The organism is Cognatundibacterium oligocarboniphilum (assembly GCF_013377855.1).
GTDB lineage: Bacteria > Pseudomonadota > Gammaproteobacteria > Burkholderiales > Burkholderiaceae_D > Undibacterium > Undibacterium oligocarboniphilum.
Map to the genome: position 1 here is coordinate 139027 of NZ_JABXYJ010000005.1, position 16858 is coordinate 155884.

General features: G+C 49.7%; 15 protein-coding genes. 12 read left to right on the forward strand and 3 right to left on the reverse strand.

The window, feature by feature from the left end:
• Positions 1-10 precede the first annotated feature (10 nt).
• The 8 genes from flgE (at position 11) to flgL (ending at position 9333) form a co-directional block, all read left to right on the forward strand.
• Positions 11-1366, forward strand: a complete 1356-nt coding sequence (gene flgE, locus HV832_RS09880) for a flagellar hook protein FlgE (protein ID WP_176803674.1) — start codon at positions 11-13, stop codon at positions 1364-1366.
• A gap of 56 nt (positions 1367-1422) precedes the next feature.
• Positions 1423-2163 (forward strand): flagellar basal-body rod protein FlgF, encoded by a 741-nt coding sequence (flgF, locus tag HV832_RS09885; RefSeq protein WP_176803675.1) that lies wholly within the window; start codon positions 1423-1425, stop codon positions 2161-2163.
• A gap of 63 nt (positions 2164-2226) precedes the next feature.
• Positions 2227-3009, forward strand: coding sequence for a flagellar basal-body rod protein FlgG (flgG, locus tag HV832_RS09890; RefSeq protein ID WP_176803676.1), 783 nt, complete (start codon positions 2227-2229; stop codon positions 3007-3009).
• Between the two features lie 16 nt (positions 3010-3025).
• Positions 3026-3691, forward strand: coding sequence for a flagellar basal body L-ring protein FlgH (locus HV832_RS09895; protein WP_176803677.1), 666 nt, complete (start codon positions 3026-3028; stop codon positions 3689-3691).
• Positions 3692-3706: 15 nt separating this feature from the next.
• Positions 3707-4825 carry a flagellar basal body P-ring protein FlgI gene (locus HV832_RS09900; RefSeq protein WP_176803678.1) on the forward strand — a complete coding sequence of 373 codons (1119 nt, stop codon included), beginning with the start codon at positions 3707-3709 and terminating at the stop codon, positions 4823-4825.
• 9 nt (positions 4826-4834) lie between these two features.
• Complete coding sequence (gene flgJ, locus HV832_RS09905) at positions 4835-5731, forward strand: flagellar assembly peptidoglycan hydrolase FlgJ (RefSeq protein ID WP_176803679.1); 897 nt, start codon at positions 4835-4837, stop codon at positions 5729-5731.
• A 123-nt stretch (positions 5732-5854) separates the two neighbouring features.
• Positions 5855-8110, forward strand: coding sequence for a flagellar hook-associated protein FlgK (gene flgK, locus HV832_RS09910; protein WP_176803680.1), 2256 nt, complete (start codon positions 5855-5857; stop codon positions 8108-8110).
• 8 nt (positions 8111-8118) lie between these two features.
• Entirely contained in the window at positions 8119-9333 is a 1215-nt protein-coding gene (gene flgL / locus HV832_RS09915; protein WP_176803681.1) for a flagellar hook-associated protein FlgL, read from the forward strand.
• Between the two features lie 138 nt (positions 9334-9471).
• Here flgL and HV832_RS09920 read toward each other — a convergent pair whose 3' ends face one another.
• Positions 9472-9738, reverse strand: coding sequence for a hypothetical protein (locus tag HV832_RS09920; protein WP_176803682.1), 267 nt, complete (start codon positions 9736-9738; stop codon positions 9472-9474).
• A 138-nt stretch (positions 9739-9876) separates the two neighbouring features.
• Positions 9877-12135 (reverse strand): OPT family oligopeptide transporter, encoded by a 2259-nt coding sequence (locus HV832_RS09925; RefSeq protein ID WP_176803683.1) that lies wholly within the window; start codon positions 12133-12135, stop codon positions 9877-9879.
• A gap of 359 nt (positions 12136-12494) precedes the next feature.
• Here HV832_RS09925 and HV832_RS09930 point away from each other — a divergent pair, with 359 nt between their 5' ends.
• From HV832_RS09930 to dcd, 4 genes are all read left to right on the forward strand, one after another.
• Positions 12495-13361, forward strand: coding sequence for a DUF1653 domain-containing protein (locus HV832_RS09930; protein ID WP_176803684.1), 867 nt, complete (start codon positions 12495-12497; stop codon positions 13359-13361).
• Positions 13362-13633: 272 nt separating this feature from the next.
• A complete protein-coding gene (locus HV832_RS09935; RefSeq protein WP_176803685.1) occupies positions 13634-14437 on the forward strand; it encodes an ABC transporter substrate-binding protein in 804 nt (267 codons plus the stop codon).
• A 47-nt stretch (positions 14438-14484) separates the two neighbouring features.
• The gene (locus tag HV832_RS09940; RefSeq protein WP_176803686.1) at positions 14485-14952 is read left to right on the forward strand and encodes a (2Fe-2S)-binding protein; all 468 of its coding nucleotides are present in this window, start codon (positions 14485-14487) and stop codon (positions 14950-14952) included.
• 167 nt (positions 14953-15119) lie between these two features.
• Positions 15120-15686: a dCTP deaminase gene (dcd, locus tag HV832_RS09945; RefSeq protein WP_176803687.1), complete on the forward strand. Its 567-nt coding sequence runs from the start codon at positions 15120-15122 to the stop codon at positions 15684-15686.
• A gap of 112 nt (positions 15687-15798) precedes the next feature.
• Here the strand turns inward: dcd and HV832_RS09950 are convergent, their stop codons facing one another.
• On the reverse strand, positions 15799-16716 hold the full coding sequence (locus tag HV832_RS09950; RefSeq protein ID WP_176803688.1) for a flagellar brake protein: 918 nt from the start codon (positions 16714-16716) through the stop codon (positions 15799-15801).
• Positions 16717-16858: the final 142 nt, after the last annotated feature.

The window sequence follows — 16858 nt, forward strand, 5'->3', positions numbered from 1 at the left end:
GGAAAATATCATGGGTTTTCAGCAAGGTTTAAGTGGCTTGAACGCAGCCTCCAAATCACTGGACGTTATTGGCAACAACATTTCAAATGCCAATACGGTTGGCTTTAAACAGGCTCAGGTCCAGTTTGCTGATGTCTATGCAAATTCCCTGAGCGGTGGAGCATCATCGAATACCGTTGGAATTGGTGTTAAGGTGTCGACCATCGCACAGCAGTTTACGCAGGGAAATATCAGTTCCACGAATAATCCGCTTGATATTGCGATTAACGGTAATGGTTTTTTCCGGATGAGTAAAAATGGGGCCATTACCTATACGCGAAATGGTCAGTTTCAGCTTGATAAGAGCGGTGCCATCGTGAATGCATCGGGGCAAAATCTGACCGGGTATCTGGCGGATGTGAATGGCGTATTATCAACCGGTTCTGCGTCACCGATCACGATTAACACGGCAGATATCGCGCCGGCGCAGACTTCCAAAATCAGCGGTGTGATGAATCTGGATTCTCGCGAGAATGTACCGGGAACACAGATTCCTGTGACGGTTCCCCCTGTCGTTACTCCGATTGCATTTTCTCCAACTGATCCGACCTCTTATAATAAGTCAACGTCAGTGACGGTTTTTGATAGCCTCGGAAACTCGCATGTTTTACAAACTTATTATGTGCGGATTAATCCTGTCACCACACCACCGGCGACTGCCGGAACCATTGAATGGAATGTTTTTGCCACGATCGATGGTAATCGCTTTGATGCAACCGGTGCGTTGACGCCAACAGGAACGGCCGCATCCCCCATAGGTAAGCTGGCCTTTAATAATCTGGGTAAATTAACGGGGGCCATCCCGGCGTATGCCGCTACGGATCCGCGTGCATTAAACATGATTGTTCCTGTTTCGTCAGGTGCGGTCACACCAATTAATACGACTGCCAATATTAAATTTGACTACACCAATTCAACCCAGTTTGGTTCGGATTTCAGTGTCAGCAGCATGAAACAGGACGGTTTTACGTCCGGTAAATTGTCGAAATTTAACACGGCGAAAGACGGAACAATTATAGGTAGTTACACCAACGGACAAACCAAGGTGCTTGGGCAAGTCGTGCTGGCTTCATTTACTGATCCAAATGGCTTGCAATCTCTGGGTGATAATCAATGGGCTGAGACATCCGATTCCGGTCAATCGTTGATTGGCCCTCCGGGTTCGGGAAATATCGGTGTGCTGACCTCGTCAGCGACTGAGGATTCCAATACTGACCTGACGGGTGAATTGGTCAGCATGATTACGGCACAGCGCGTTTATCAGGCCAATGCACAAACGATTAAAACACAGGATCAGATTTTGCAGACCATCGTTAATCTGCGTTAATGATTGTCGGGTATGCCACTATATTTTTTTCTGCTGCAGTATTTTAAGGAGACGTTATGGACCGTCTAGTTTATACCGCGATGACCGGCGCCAAGCATATCCTGGAGCAGCAGGCAACTAATTCGCATAACCTGGCGAATGCCACCACAACCGGTTTCCGGGCGCAGCTTGATTCTTTCCGTGCGGTTCCTGTTGTGGGGGCGGATATACCGACGCGTGCATTTGTTGTTGATGCGACGGTCGGTACCGATTTTTCGGTTGGTAGTATGCAGATGACAGGGCGTGAACTGGATGTGGCGATTCAGGGTAAAGGGTGGCTGGCAGTTGAAAAACCTGACGGTTCGGAAGCTTATACCCGTGCCGGCAGTCTGAAACTGAGTGAAAACGGTGTTTTGCAAACCTTGAGTGGCCTGAACATTGTGGGTGATGGCGGACCAATCACAGTGCCGCCGGATGTCTCTGTCACGATTGCCAAAGATGGCACCATTTCAACCGTTCCTGTCACCGGCAATCTGAATTCAGTGCAGGTGATTGGACGCCTGAAGCTGGTGAATCCTCCGGAAGAAAATCTGGTGCGTGGCGATGATGGGCTGTTTAAGACCAAGGATAACAGTGTGCCGGATGCGGATGCTGCCGTAACGGTTGCTGGTGGCACACTTGAAGGCAGTAATGTGAATGTTGTCGATTCGATGGTGACCATGATTAATCTGGGGCGCCAGTTTGAAATGCAGATGCGGTTGTTGCAAAACGCTGAGAATAACGAGACAAAAGCCACTCAGATTATCGCTTTGAGCTGATACGCCAAGGCGCACAATAGCGACAGATTTAATGATGCCACCTGGTGGCGATGGAGAATTCAAATGATACGTTCACTCTGGATTGCCAAGACTGGGCTGGATGCACAGCAGACGCAAATGGATGTGATCACCAATAACCTGGCAAACGTCAGTACGACGGGCTTTAAGCGCTCACGTGCTGTGTTTGAGGATTTGCTGTACCAGACTCTGCGTCAGCCGGGCGCGCAAAGCTCCCAGCAAACCCAGTTGCCATCTGGTTTGCAACTGGGTACAGGTGTGCGTCCAGTGGCAACGGAGAGAATTTTCACTCAGGGTAATCTGCAACAAACCGGTAATGCAAAAGATGTGGCGATTCAGGGGCAGGGATTTTTTTCTGTACTGATGCCGGATGGCACAACAGCATACACCAGGGACGGTTCATTCCAGATGGACAGCCAGGGACAGTTGGTCACTTCCAGTGGTTTCGTGATTCAGCCAGCCATCACGATTCCGGCAAATGCACAGACCATCACGGTTGGCCGCGACGGCACCGTTTCTGTGACTCAGCCGGGTTCAAACACGCCGGTGCAGGTCGGCTCTTTGCAGTTGACAACCTTTATTAATCCGACCGGACTGCTGTCGATGGGGGAAAATTTGTATGTCGAAACAGCCGCTTCCGGCAGCCCGAGCACGAATGTTCCGGGAACCAATGGCGCTGGTCTGCTGACACAGAATTTTGTGGAAACTTCCAACGTGAATGTGGCAGAGGAATTAGTCAACATGATTCAGACGCAACGCGCTTACGAAATCAACAGTAAGGCAATCACGACATCGGATCAGATGTTGCAGAAATTGACGCAGCTCTAAGGCCAGCGGGTAAATCATGAAAATTGCAGCTTTATTGTATTGTGTTGCCACCCTTGCATTGACTGGATGTGCGGTTACGCCACCGCCGATTGTGCATCAGCCGACTTCTTTGCCTGCACAGACAGCCAAGCCGCATAAAGAAATCAATGGCGCAATTTTTCAATCAGCCAGTTATCGTCCTTTGTACGAGGATAACAAGCCGCGCATGGTGGGAGATGTGCTGACTATCTCGATCAGCGAAAAAACTTCTGCTGCCAAAGGCAGTGCTGCTTCCGCCAGCAAGTCATCTTCACTGTCTTTAACAGGACCAAAATTTTTAGGATTACCTTCAACTGGTACAGGGGCGGGTAGTTTAAATGCCAGCGGCTCTTCAAAATTTGATGAAAAAGGGGCGGAAACAGCCAGCAACAGTTTTACCGGCACGATTGCCGTGACTGTGATTGACGTGCTTCCGAATGGTAATTTGCTGGTCAGCGGGGAAAAGCAGCTGGCCTTTGATAAAGGTGCCGAATTTGTCCGTTTTTCCGGTGTTGTGAGTCCACAGACGATTGCAACGGGCAACGTTGTTCCTTCAACGCAGGTTGCTGATGCCCGTTTTGAATATCGTTCAACCACCCGGGTTGATAAGGCGGAGATCAATTCGATGCTGACACGTTTTTTCCTCAGTTTTTTACCTATGTAAGCAGGGGGAAATCATATGAAATGGTTTGTATTAACGCGCATCAGCATTTTGTCATGTGGACTGATTCTGGGATTGTTTTCGGGCGTTTGCCAGGCTGAACGTTTGAAAGACCTCGCCGGTATTCAGGGCGTACGCCAAAACCAATTGCTGGGTTATGGTCTGGTGGTGGGGCTTGATGGCAGTGGCGATCAGACTACACAGACACCGTTTACCGTGCAAAGTATTGTCAGCATGTTGCAGCAGCTCGGAGTGAGCCTGCCGCCAGGAACCAGTTTGCAGTTAAAAAATGTGGCTGCCGTGATGGTGACCGCTTCGCTGCCTCCGTTTGCACAGCCAGGCCAGACGCTGGATATTACTGTTTCATCAATGGGAAATGCGAAAAGTCTGCGTGGCGGAACCTTACTGATGACGCCACTCAAAGGTGCGGATAATCAGATTTACGCTATGGCGCAAGGCAATGTGCTGGTCGGTGGCGCAGGGGCCGCTGCGAACGGTAGTAAAGCGCAGGTGAATCATCTCAGCGTTGGCAGAATTTCAGGTGGTGCGACGGTGGAGCGTGCTGTTCCTAGTTCGGTCGGGCAGGGGGAAACAGTGCAACTCGAACTCAATACCTCCGACTTTTCGACTGCAAGCCGTGTGGTTGAGGCAATTAACCGTCGTTTCGGTGCTGATACGGCAGCCGCGATGGACGGACGCACGATTCAGGTCCGGGCGCCAGTCAGCAGTGATCAGCGGGTGGCATTTCTGGGTGCATTAGAGAGTCTTGATGTGACGCCGGCGCAAACGGTGGCGAAAGTGATTCTGAATGCACGCACCGGGTCAATCGTGATGAATCAGGCCGTGACACTGGATGCCTGCGCCGTGGCGCATGGTAATTTGTCGGTGGTGATTAATACTGACAATGCAATCAGTCAGCCGAATGCGTTAGCGGGCGGACAGACTGCTGCCATCGCGAATTCAGGCATCACGATCACTAAAGATGCCGGACAGTTAATGATGCTCAAGGCGGGTGCGTCACTGGCGGATGTTGTTAAGGCGCTCAACGCGATTGGCGCCACCCCACAGGATTTACTGGCGATTTTGCAGGCAATCAAAGCTTCGGGCGCATTGCGCGCTGAGCTCGAAATTATTTAAGGATCTGAGATGATCAGCCGTGCCGATGCCATGGATAGTAAACTGGCTTTTGATAGTAAAAGTCTGGATGGCCTGAAACAGTCTGCCAAAGATAATTCTCCGGAATCCGTCAAGGCAGCAGCCAAGCAATTTGAAGCATTATTCATGAATATGATGCTGAAATCCATGCGGCAGGCCGGTGGGCAGGATGGGGTGTTTGATAATGAACAAACGAAAACCTACACTTCCATGTTGGATCAGCAATTATCCCAGACTATGGCTAATCGCGGTATTGGTCTGGCCGACGCACTGGTGCGGCAATTAAGTAATAACGCCGTCAATCAGGTTCTTTCCGGGGACAGTAGTGGTAATGCGGTTGGAAACGGACGCGCAATTGACTCTTATCTGGATAATCTGAAATTTGAGCCACAACCGGTACCTTCTGCGAAAAGTGGTTTTTCCGGACCCAGTCATGTGCGGGAATTTCAGGAAAAATTAGCGGCACATGCCGAAGAAGCCAGTAAACAGACCGGTATTCCAGCCAAATTCATGCTGGGGCAGGCTGCACTGGAGAGTGGGTGGGGACGCAAGGAAATTAAAACAGCAGATGGCTCTGCCAGCCATAATATCTTTGGTGTAAAGGCGACCAGTAAATGGAAGGGCAGAACCGTGAATGCCGTGACCACGGAGTATATCAATGGCGTAGCGCACCGCAAACTCGAAAAATTTAAGGCTTATGACTCTTATGCGGATGCTTTTAAGGATTATGCGAAAGTGCTGACAAATAATCCACGTTACGAACAAGTGATTGCTAATGCCAAGGATGCCACTTCCTTTGCTCAGGGGCTGCAACGTGCCGGTTATGCAACTGATCCTCAGTACGCGAATAAACTGACGCGGATTATCAGGCAGACATTGTCAACCTGAATTATCAACATACATTAATGAATAATGAATGTGTGATTTGCTTTGCGGTATTAAAGTTTTCAGGTTTCCTACCGAAAACATTCCCAGTGGCATCAGATGGTTTTAATGGGTAGCAAATAAATTATGGGTACAAATATTCTTAATATCGGGCAGAGTGCTCTGGCTGCTGCGCAAACGGGTATTAGTACCGTCGGACATAATATTGCCAATGCTTCAACTCCAGGATACAACCGTCAAGTCATTCTTCAGACTGCGAATGCGCCCCAGATACTGGGCGGGTCATATGTCGGGCAAGGTGTATCTGTCAGCCAGATTCAGCGACAATATGATACGTTTATTGGCCAACAGGTGAATGCTGCGCAGACATCCAAAAATCAGGCCGACTCTTATTTGTCTCAAATACAGCAGATTAATAATCTGGTTGCCGATTCAACAGCAGGCGTGACTCCCGCTTTGCAAGATTTCTTTAAATCAGTCCAGAATTTGTCTTCGTCCCCAAATGGTACTGCAGGGGCAGCAGCGCGCCAGGCAATACTCTCCAGTGCCCAGGCCCTGGGAGGGCGCTTCAATAGCCTGCAAACCCGTCTGGACCAGATCCGGACAGGTATCAATGGTCAGATTGAGTCGGCTGTCAGTGCGATCAATACGTATGCGACACAGTTATCAGCCCTGAACGAAACAATTGCCAGGTCTCAAAGTACGACAGGTTCGCCGCCGAACGATTTGCTGGATCAACGGGATCAGCTGGTGACTGAGTTGTCCAAGTACACCAAGGTCACAGTCATACCGCAAGATAGTAAATACAATGTCTTTATCGGGAACGGCCAACCTATTGTTATAGGTGGCGTGGTGAATCAATTGCAGACCAGCAAATCGACGACAGATCCATCGAGAACTGAAGTTTCTTATACTACTAACGGTACCGCTATCCAGGTTGCTGAAAATGGATTGCCTGGCGGTATTCTCGGCGGCTTGTTTGATTTCCGTTCAAGTACATTAGACCCGGCGCAGAATGCGATTGGACGGGTAGCACTTGGTATTGCTTCTAATTTTAACGATCAGCATGCTCTGGGCTTGGATCTGAATGGGCAAGTCGGGGGTAAATTTTTTACCATACCGCAGCCTGTCACCACGCCATCGACTTCTAATACTTCTAACGCATTACCCACAGCAAGCATCACTAATGTGGGTGCATTGACAACCAGTGATTATCGGTTACAGGTGACTAGTCCGGGTAATTATCGCGTGATTCGTGTTTCTGATGGACAGGTTACAACCGCAACTTCGCAGCCTATCAGTGTTGATGGGGTCAGTATGCAGTTTCCTCAGCCACCGGCGGCACAGCCTGCTGCCGGTGATGAATATATGATCCGGCCAACATCAGCGGTCGCAGGGGGATTTGGGGTTTATATTAATGATCCGTCTAAAGTTGCTGCTTCTGCGCCAATGACCAGTTCTGCACCGACAACCAATACTGGCAATAGCAAAATCTCTGCAGGTACGCTGGACTCCCCTGTTGCAGCAGCATCGACCTCTGCCGGTGCTACGATTAGCCCGGTATCAACAGACAATACGTACTCCGGTTCACCGCTGACAGCAGCGGTCACGCTGACTTTTACGGCACCAGGTACCTTGTCTGGATTTCCGTCGAATGCCACCGTGACGGTGAAGACAGGCGGGGTGACCACAAACTATGCACCTCCGGCGAGCATCCCTTATACCAGTGGTGCTACGATCAGTTTTAGCGGTATGAATTTTGTTATTGCCAACGGAACCGGTGCTCCTGCTAACGGGGATACCTTTACCTTAAGTCCATCTATCCCGGTGGCCACATCTAAGCTGACTTTTAATGCTCCGGCTAATACCGTGACTGGATTTCCTCCGAATGCCAATGTCACCGTGACCAATCCCAACAGCACAACCGGTACAACTTATCCGGCAGGTACGGCAATTCCTTACGTCAGTGGGGCAACTTATAGCTTTTCCGGAACCAGCTATACCATTTCAGGTACGCCAGCCAATGGTGACGTGTTTAATATCTCTCCGAATGTCGCCGGAACTGGTGATAACCGAAACTCTTTGTTGCTTGCTGGAATACAGACGCAGAATAATCTGATTGGCGGCACCACGACAATCCAGGGAGCCTATGCGCAATTTGTCAGCCAGGTTGGCAACAAGACGCATGAATTGCAGGTGACGAGTGCTTCTGAAACAACTACGTTGAAAAATGCAACAGATATACAGCAATCTGTATCGGGCGTTAATCTGGACGAAGAGGCTGCCAATTTATTGAAGTATCAGCAGGCATATCAGGCTGCCGGAAAACTGATGCAAATCGCCAGCCAGCTGTTTGAAACTTTGCTGGCAATCGGAAGGTAGGAACTTATATGCGTATCAGTACTCGGATGATTTATGAGGGCGGTGGTTCCCGTATCAGCGATCTGCAGTCCTCGCTGAATAAAACCCAGCAGCAGATCGCATCTGGCCGCCAGATTCTGACACCTGCCGATGATCCCATTGGTTCTGCGCGTGCGTTGGTAATTACACAGGCGGATTCCATTAATGATCAGTATGCTGTTAACCGGCAAAATGCTAAAGCAAATCTGTCAATGTCTGACTCAGTGCTGGGCAGCGTCACTACCACTTTGCAAAATCTGAAAGTTTTGATGGTCAATGCTGGCAACGGTGCATTAAATGATAATGACCGTACTGCTATTGCCACTGAAATGCAGAGTAATCTGGATCAGCTGATGGGGCTGGCTAACACGACCGATGGTACCGGTGCGTATTTGTTTTCAGGATTTTCAACCACAACAGCCCCCTATACCAAGACAGCTGGCGGTGCAAAGTACAATGGTGATCAGGGGCAGCGTTATCTCCAGGTCGATACCACACGCCAATTGCCGCTGAGTACACCCGGAACGATGATTTTTGAAAACATCCGCACTTCAACCGGGCAATTTAATGTTGTTCCAAATCCTTCCAATACCGGGCAAGCGGTTGCTACCGTCAGTATTAATCCTGCGACAGCATCTAGTCTGACAGGTAATAATTATGATGTGGCATTTGATGCACTGGCTGCAAATTTTACGGTCACCAACAAAACTACGGGTGCCGTGGTTGTCCCAAGCACAGCATATACAAGCCCTGCCACGGTCACTGTAGATGGGATGAAGATTACTTTGACGAATACCCCTGGTGCGCCAGCACCGGGAGATCATTTTTCTATTCAGCCGGGCAATCAGAACATTTTTGAAACCGTCACGGATGTGATTAATGCCTTGAAGACGCCAACTTCCTCCGCGCCGGCGAAAAAAGATTTGACGGCAGCTTTGAGTCAAGGTGGTTCAAATTTGGATGCGTCGCTGAGTAATGTGTTGACGCAACGCGCCCAGATTGGTTCCAGTCTGAAAGAAATCGATGATCTTGACAGTGTTGGTTCAGCAAACGGTGTCTATTATAAGCAGTCGTTGTCGCAGATTCAGGATCTGGATTATGCGAAAGCGATTACATCTCTGAGTCAGCAGCAGACGATTTTGCAGGCAGCACAGCAATCATTCGTTAAAACGGCCAACTTATCGCTGTTCAGCTATATCACCTGATTACCGCTTCATTGGGATTCTTTAATTTCATCCGACTTTAATGCATTCCTCTCCAAAAAAATGTCACTCATACGGTGGTATTTTTTTCATACTGGTAGTTGTGGTACCAGGCATTGAGCAAAAATGCAGAACGATGACTCAGACTTTTTCCATCTCTTCGGAATCCAGTCCGATGACGTGCGTTTGCAGCTGTCCGCGTTCATCATGCCATTCCCTGACAACACAAGGATAGCCATCTTCATCGAGTGCGATGATTTTAAAAAACTGTCCGATCATTGATTCGATCAGAATTCGTTCATCCTCCGGAAAACTCTTTATGAACTGCGGGTTCAGTGTAACGATGCGAACGATATCGCCAATCACAACAGCTTGATTTTTACAATCGTAAATGGGTGAGGAAATCATCTTCTTTTCCTTGGTACAAGTAGATCTGTGTGGACAGACGGGAATAAAAAGGGCTCGAATTCACAGGAATTCAAGCCCTGAATCGTTAGCAATACCGGTCTCTTTGATAAAAAATATCTAATCGGGTGCTGTCGCTGCTTAACGATCAGATGGGGTATTTTTTTCTCTGCCAATCCAGTACAGCAACAAAACGATCACGGCGTAAGGCAGCATCGTCAGGGCATTAGCATTGGGTCCTTCAAAGAAAGGATTATGTACAGTCGCCCAGTTGCCGATGGCCTGATCAAAACCGGTCAGAATACCTGCAGTGAAGGCGATCACAATCCCTGCCAGCGCTCCGCCGGCAATATAGCCAGAGGATAACAGCACACCCGCACTGCGATCGCCGGCAGCCTGCATTTCTTCTGCATTCAGGTTCTTATACTGATCGAGCTTGCTGTTCCTGCGATCGACCAGCCAGCGTATCATGCCGCCGACAAACAGGGGGGCTGACGATGATAGCGGCAAATAAACACCGACTGCAAATGCCAGCGATGGGATGCCGGACATTTCCAGCACCAGCGCAATCATCACGCCAAATAATACCAGCGTCCAAGGTAACTGACGATCCAGAATCCCTTTGATGATGTACGACATCAGCACAGCTTTGGGGGCATCGTATTTTTTTACCTCAGTTCCGTCAGGGCGCTTGTTGTAGGCGCCATTGATGCCCGGATCAACCAGGTAGACCACTTGTCCTGCATCGTTCACCAGATACTTGCCGGCAGGGCCGCCATTGCTGTCATTCTTGTGCCAGACTTTATAGGTGGTCTTATCCTGTTCGGCCTGTGGACCTTGCAATTGCGCGGTTTCAGTCAGTTTGGCGGCATCAGTGCTGAGACCTGCGGTAACCTGTGCTGCCGGTACGTAGACTGTGCCTGCATCGTTCAGCTTCAACAGGATTGGGCCCAGAATCAACGCTGATGACAGAGCGCCGGCGAGAATAGCGTACTGTTGCAGGCGTGGCGTGGACCCTACCAGATAACCGGTTTTTAAATCCTGGGAAGTGGTGCCTGCATTGCTGGACGCAATACAGACGATCGCACCGACAGAGAGTGCCGTCACATAATATTGACCACCGGTCCAGCCCATCAACAGAAAAATCAGGCAGGTGAATAACAGCGTCGCTACAGTCATGCCGGAAATCGGGTTGGAAGACGAACCAATTTCACCAGTGAGGCGGGAAGACACGGTGGAGAACAAAAATCCGAATACCAGTATCAGCAATGCACCGAGTAAATTCATGTGCAATGGTGTTGCCATTGTGATGATGGCAATGATTGCCAGCGCACCGATGATTACCCATTTCATCGGAATATCCTGATCAGTGCGTAATACGGCGCGGACTTGTTCTTTGCCGTTCCGCATGCCCGATAATCCGGCCGACAGACTGCGCCAGATGGTAGGCATGGCACGCATCAGGCTGACCAGTCCGCCAGCAGCGACAGCGCCTGCGCCGATGTACAGTACATAGGCGCTGCGGATTTCGTGAGGGCTCATGGCGCTGATCAGCTTGGTTCCGGGTGTCAGCGGGACGGTCAGCGCATCGCCAAAAAATTTGATCATCGGGATCAACAACAGGTAAGACATGACGCCGCCTGCAGCCATTACAGCAGCAATACGGGGGCCGATGATGTAGCCAACGCCGAGTAATTCCGGAGATACTTCTGCGCCGATCGAGCCGGCTTTTAGTGGAGTGCCAAAAACAACTTCGGGGGTGTCTTTCCATCCTTTGAACGCGACATTGGCAATTTTATATAACAGACCGATTCCGAATCCGCCGAAGATAATGGCTGCGCGGCGGTTCGCATCATCCTGAGCATGCGGATTGCTGGTTTCACCAGCGGCCTCACGCGAGGTATCAGTGGCAGCTGCTTTTAATACCTCGGCACAGGCAGTCCCTTCCGGGTATTTCAGTTCACCGTGTTTTTCCACAATCATGGTACGTCGCATCGGGATCATCATCAGGATGCCAAGCAAACCACCAAGGCAGCCGACGAGCATCACGCGGTAGATTTCCAGATCAAAACCCAGGATCAGGATAGCAGGCATGGTGACGCCCAGGCCGAATGCGAGCGATTCACCCGCCGAGCCGGCAGTCTGGGTAATACTGTTTTCCAGAATCGTGGAATCTTTACCACCCGCCTTGTTAAACAGGCGGAACAGTGTGATGGCAATCACGGCTACCGGAATCGAGGCGCTGACGGTCAGGCCGACTTTTAACACCAGATAGAGTGATGAAGCGCCAAAAATCATACCGAGCACCACCCCCATGATCAGGGCGCGGGCAGTCATTTCCGGTAACTGTGCTGCAGCGGGTATGTACGGCTTAAATGCGGAAGTGGTTTCTTTTTGCATTGGTGACCCTTTTTTTGTTATGCATGATGGACTCTGCCAGTTGTGCTGACCGGGTCCGCCCGGACTTGATGATCTTTGTCGCCGCAGATGATCAATTTACTAATCGCGCATTATCACGCTTTTTTTCCTTTCTGAGCAATCACCGGGTGCCTTCTTTTCCGGCGATGTATCGTTCTTTTGCTGATTACCGGAGGTAGGAGAAGTGCATCGTGATTTAAACGTGATAGATTGGCGGGGTTTTTGCGTTGCAGCCCAATAACGGACGGGCTGACGCAAAATTACCGGCCTCAGGCAAGCAGGTGCAAGTGGCGCGGATGATTTGGTACGAGTCAGATAATGTGATGAATGATTGAAAGCGTATGTTTGAACAGGCAGTGGTTGTCATCGATTTTGAAACTTCCGGCATGAGCCCGGAGCAGGGTGGGCGTGTGACGGAAGTCGCCGCGTTACGGATAGTGGGCGGCGCGGTCACGGAGCGTTTTGTCTCGCTGGTCAATAGTCGCGTGCGGATTCCGTATTTTATTACTGAATTGACCGGTATTACGCAGGCCATGGTCGATGCTGCACCGCCGGCGGAGGAGGTATTTCCCTCTTTGCTGGCATTTATCGGCGATTCTGCGCTGGTGGCGCACAATGCGAGTTTTGACGAAAAGTTCTTGTGGTCCGAAAGTCAGCGTCTGGGGCTGCAACCATCACATCAGGGCGTGATCTGTTCCGTCAAGCTGGCACGCAGGATTTGTCCCGGTTTACCCAGCTATTCACTTGGTCCGCTGGCCGCTGCACTGAAAATCCGTTTTGAAGGGCGCGCGCATCGGGCAGAAGCGGATGCGCAGGTCACGGCAGCGCTGATGTTGTATCTGGCGACGCAATTGCAGCAACGCTACACTACACAGGCACCAATTAATCCGCAATTGCTGGTGCAGGTGAACCGGCTGGCTGCCGCCAAAGTTTCTGGATTTTTACAAAAGTATTTTTCACCTCCGGAACACGCTGTCGTGACGGCTGCGTCGCCTGCAGTCAGTATCGGACATTCGCAGCGTTTCAGGCATTACAAAGGCGGGATTTACGAGTTGGTCTGCGAGGCGACTCAGGAGGCTGATCTGAGTCCGGTGATCGTTTATCGCGCCCAGAACGGAAGTATCTGGACTAGGCCCAAGAGTGTGTTTTTTGAGATGCTGGAGATTGACGGGAAGCAGGTGCAGCGGTTTACGCCGTTGACCGTCTGAACCAGGGATGACTTATCCGTAAATTCTAATTCAACATACTGGGGGGAGTATGTGATCTAATCCCTTTTTTGATGAAGAGTATAGGCTTATTTTTAATGATTTCCCCCAAAAAATGAAATTCTGCTGGGTGTATGCTATACATTTTTTTGGGTGCATATTTGACAAATCGGTCGGTGCACGGAAGTGATTCCGTTGCAGTGGCCGCGGATTGCGGGCGGTGTAACGACCTGCTTTCATGCGAGAATAGCGTGGCACTTATTCCAGGAGGAACAATGAAAAAACTAATAGCTGCTGTCGCGGTATTGATCTTTTGCGTGCATCCGCTTATCCATGCTGAGGAAGTGTTGCGTTTATCCACAACGACCAGTACTGATAATTCTGGATTGCTGAAAGCCATTTTGCCGGAATTTGAGGCAAAAACGCATGTCAAGGTGCATGTGATTTCTGTCGGTACCGGCAAGGCGCTCGAGTTGGCAAAGAATGGCGATGTGGATGTGACTCTGGTGCATGCACGTGCGGCAGAAGATAAATTTGTGGCAGAAGGTCACGGCATTAACCGCCGCGATGTGATGTACAACGACTTCATCATCGTCGGACCGGTATCCGATCCGGCAGGTCTGAAAGGCAGTAAGGATGTGATCGCGGCCTTGCGCAAACTGGCAGGGGCACAGGTCAAGTTCATCTCCCGCGGCGATAATTCCGGTACCGACCAGATGGAGCAAGCATACTGGAAAGAGGCTGGTGTGAAGCCAGCTGGCGCATCATATATCTCCGCAGGTCTCGGTATGGGCGAGGTGCTGACGATGGCGGCGCAGATGCAGGCGTACACCCTGACTGACCGCGCTACTTACGGCGCGTATAAGGCCAAAACCGGTCTGGCAATTGAGGTCGAGGGTGATCCCAAAATGTTTAATCCGTATGGCATCATCGCCGTGAATCCGGCTAAATATAAAGACATTAATATCCGTGGAGCGAATAGCCTGATCGAATGGATGACTTCGCCGGAAGGGCAGAAAAAAATTGCAGAATTTAAAGTGGATGGGCAGCAGTTATTTTTCCCCTCCTATAAAAAATAATTTAACTATTGCTCGTCGGGATATGCGCCCGGTGATGAAGAGATCTGATGACAACCAATTTGCGGATTAATGATCAGACAGTCAGTTGTCGCTCTGAGTCTGATACCCCATTACTGTGGGTCTTGCGCGATGAACTTGGGCTTACCGGAACTAAATTCGGTTGTGGTGCTGCCTTATGTGGCGCTTGCACCGTCCATGTGGATGGCGTGCCTGTGCGCTCATGCCAGACGCCGGTCGCTTCTGTCGCAGATAAAAAAATCACGACGATTGAGCATCTGGAGAGCGCTTACGGCAAGGCTCTGCAGCGGGCATGGATGATTCATGACGTACCGCAGTGCGGATATTGCCAGTCTGGTCAGTTAATGAGCGCCGCAGCTTTACTGGCATCAAATTCTTCGCCGACTGATACGGATATCGACAACGCCATGAGCGGCAATATCTGTCGCTGTGGCACTTATCAGCGTATCCGCGAAGCGATCAAGACAGCTGCCGCTGATCTGCTAAAGCAACGTTGATTTTGATTTGCATCAGTTATATCTGAAAAGGGTGTTGTCATTTCCGGACGCCGGCAGATCGTTGCAACAAGCAGAGACCGCTTTTGCGTGGATGTTTGTGCAATTTGCTCATTACAGTGTTTGTTTTCGCGTAAAATTCTCCCCACTATTTCTGGCAGGAGAATTGCATGAGCATCAAATCGGATAAATGGATACGCCGCATGGCGGAACAGCACGGTATGATTTCGCCGTTTGAGCCGGGACAAGTGCGTACCCGCGATGGCCAGCGCATTGTCAGTTATGGCACATCGTCTTATGGTTACGATATCCGCTGTGCTGATGAATTCAAGATTTTCACCAATATCAACAGCACGATTGTTGACCCTAAAAATTTCGACGAAAAGTCATTTGTCGATTTCAAAGGGGATGTCTGCATCATTCCGCCGAATTCATTCGCTCTGGCCAGGACGATGGAGTATTTCCGGATACCGCGCAGTGTGCTGACGATCTGTCTCGGCAAGTCAACTTACGCCCGTTGCGGCATTATTGTGAATGTGACGCCGTTTGAACCCGAGTGGGAAGGATACGTCACGCTGGAATTCTCAAATACGACACCGCTGCCGGCCAAGATTTATGCCGGCGAAGGTTGTGCGCAAGTGTTATTTTTTGAGAGTGATGAAGTGTGCGAAACGTCTTACAAAGACCGTGGTGGTAAATATCAGGGACAGCACGGTGTGACTCTGCCAAAAACCTGAACATAATCCAAAGCCACAGCGTAAAAAAAAGCAGATTCACTGAATCTGCTTTTTTATTGAAGCAATAAGACGTCGCAGATGGTCATGCATTATGGACTTTGTTTATGCTATTTCAGTCTTTTTCTGCTAAGGTTTGATGCACGAAAGCGGAGAGCACTAAACGGGATTGCGGTGTCAGATTAACAAATTCAAAACCATGCCGGAATTCTTCGCCATTCTCGGTTTCTGCTACGGATCGTAAAATCGTATCCAGTACCAAGTATTCGTCGTTTCCGGCGGCGTGAACTTTAAATTTGATGACTCCGACATCCCCTTTATTGCCAATCTGCTTTTTCAGAATACCCGAAGCTCCACCCATACTCAGGTCGCCAAGTGTGGCAGCAGCAGTGATATCTGAGTTTTTCATGGAAACAGACGCAATGATTTTAACGGCAGCTCTTGCTCCCTGGCGAATTGTGGTGGAGCGCACCTGTTTCGGGTAACTCAGATGCAGGTAGGCATGCGGTGAGTAGATATATTTAACGAGCGTGGCAGCAAAGGCATAAGCTTTTTTCCCGGGAAAAGCACGAATGATAAATGCCTGCCCTTCACGAATTAATTCTGCTTTACCGTTAATCACCGGAGCCGTCACCAGCAGTGTTTTATTTTTAATAAAACCAATTAGACGAACGGTATAGCGTGCTGCGGACTGATCGTGAGTCTGCAGGTAAAAAACCTCTCCGACTGTCCAGCGCACGCTATCGAGCTCAACGATGCTTTCTTTGTTCAGGTCAGTCGGAGGCGCAGATTCTTCTGTGGATGATTTTGAGAGTGTTTCTGAGGCAGACAGCTTTGAAGGGATACTGTCCCAGAGATGGTTCGCATTGCAGTACCCGACTTCCATCAGATGTTCCAGTTGCTGTTGGTCTTTAATTTTCAGCCCTGCATTAAGCAACAGGCAGCCATCCTGACTATAAATCGGCCAGTTGATAGTTTCTCCGACGCTGATTTCCGTTTTTCTCAGCGGCATTAGACCTTGCACTTCACTCATGTATTTTCCGTATAAATATCCGGCAACTACCTTGTTCAGGAAATGGTATTCTGATCATGTATTCGCCTGATGTTACTGCTTTTTTGCTGCAAGCAGCAAGTGCTCAGCTGATTTCAGACAAAATGTTTACAATAATTAAAAA

What these genes read in the sequence shown, in the direction of transcription:
- dcd (WP_176803687.1), top strand. Translation starts at nt 15,120, where the DNA reads ATGAGCATCAAATCGGATAAATGGATACGCCGCATGGCGGAACAGCAC.
- flgG (WP_176803676.1), top strand. Translation starts at nt 2,227, where the DNA reads ATGATACGTTCACTCTGGATTGCCAAGACTGGGCTGGATGCACAGCAG.
- HV832_RS09940 (WP_176803686.1), top strand. Translation starts at nt 14,485, where the DNA reads ATGACAACCAATTTGCGGATTAATGATCAGACAGTCAGTTGTCGCTCT.
- HV832_RS09920 (WP_176803682.1), bottom strand. Translation starts at nt 9,738, where the DNA reads ATGATTTCCTCACCCATTTACGATTGTAAAAATCAAGCTGTTGTGATT.
- HV832_RS09895 (WP_176803677.1), top strand. Translation starts at nt 3,026, where the DNA reads ATGAAAATTGCAGCTTTATTGTATTGTGTTGCCACCCTTGCATTGACT.
- HV832_RS09950 (WP_176803688.1), bottom strand. Translation starts at nt 16,716, where the DNA reads ATGAGTGAAGTGCAAGGTCTAATGCCGCTGAGAAAAACGGAAATCAGC.
- flgE (WP_176803674.1), top strand. Translation starts at nt 11, where the DNA reads ATGGGTTTTCAGCAAGGTTTAAGTGGCTTGAACGCAGCCTCCAAATCA.
- HV832_RS09900 (WP_176803678.1), top strand. Translation starts at nt 3,707, where the DNA reads ATGAAATGGTTTGTATTAACGCGCATCAGCATTTTGTCATGTGGACTG.
- HV832_RS09925 (WP_176803683.1), bottom strand. Translation starts at nt 12,135, where the DNA reads ATGCAAAAAGAAACCACTTCCGCATTTAAGCCGTACATACCCGCTGCA.
- HV832_RS09930 (WP_176803684.1), top strand. Translation starts at nt 12,495, where the DNA reads ATGTTTGAACAGGCAGTGGTTGTCATCGATTTTGAAACTTCCGGCATG.
- flgL (WP_176803681.1), top strand. Translation starts at nt 8,119, where the DNA reads ATGCGTATCAGTACTCGGATGATTTATGAGGGCGGTGGTTCCCGTATC.
- flgJ (WP_176803679.1), top strand. Translation starts at nt 4,835, where the DNA reads ATGATCAGCCGTGCCGATGCCATGGATAGTAAACTGGCTTTTGATAGT.
- flgK (WP_176803680.1), top strand. Translation starts at nt 5,855, where the DNA reads ATGGGTACAAATATTCTTAATATCGGGCAGAGTGCTCTGGCTGCTGCG.
- HV832_RS09935 (WP_176803685.1), top strand. Translation starts at nt 13,634, where the DNA reads ATGAAAAAACTAATAGCTGCTGTCGCGGTATTGATCTTTTGCGTGCAT.
- flgF (WP_176803675.1), top strand. Translation starts at nt 1,423, where the DNA reads ATGGACCGTCTAGTTTATACCGCGATGACCGGCGCCAAGCATATCCTG.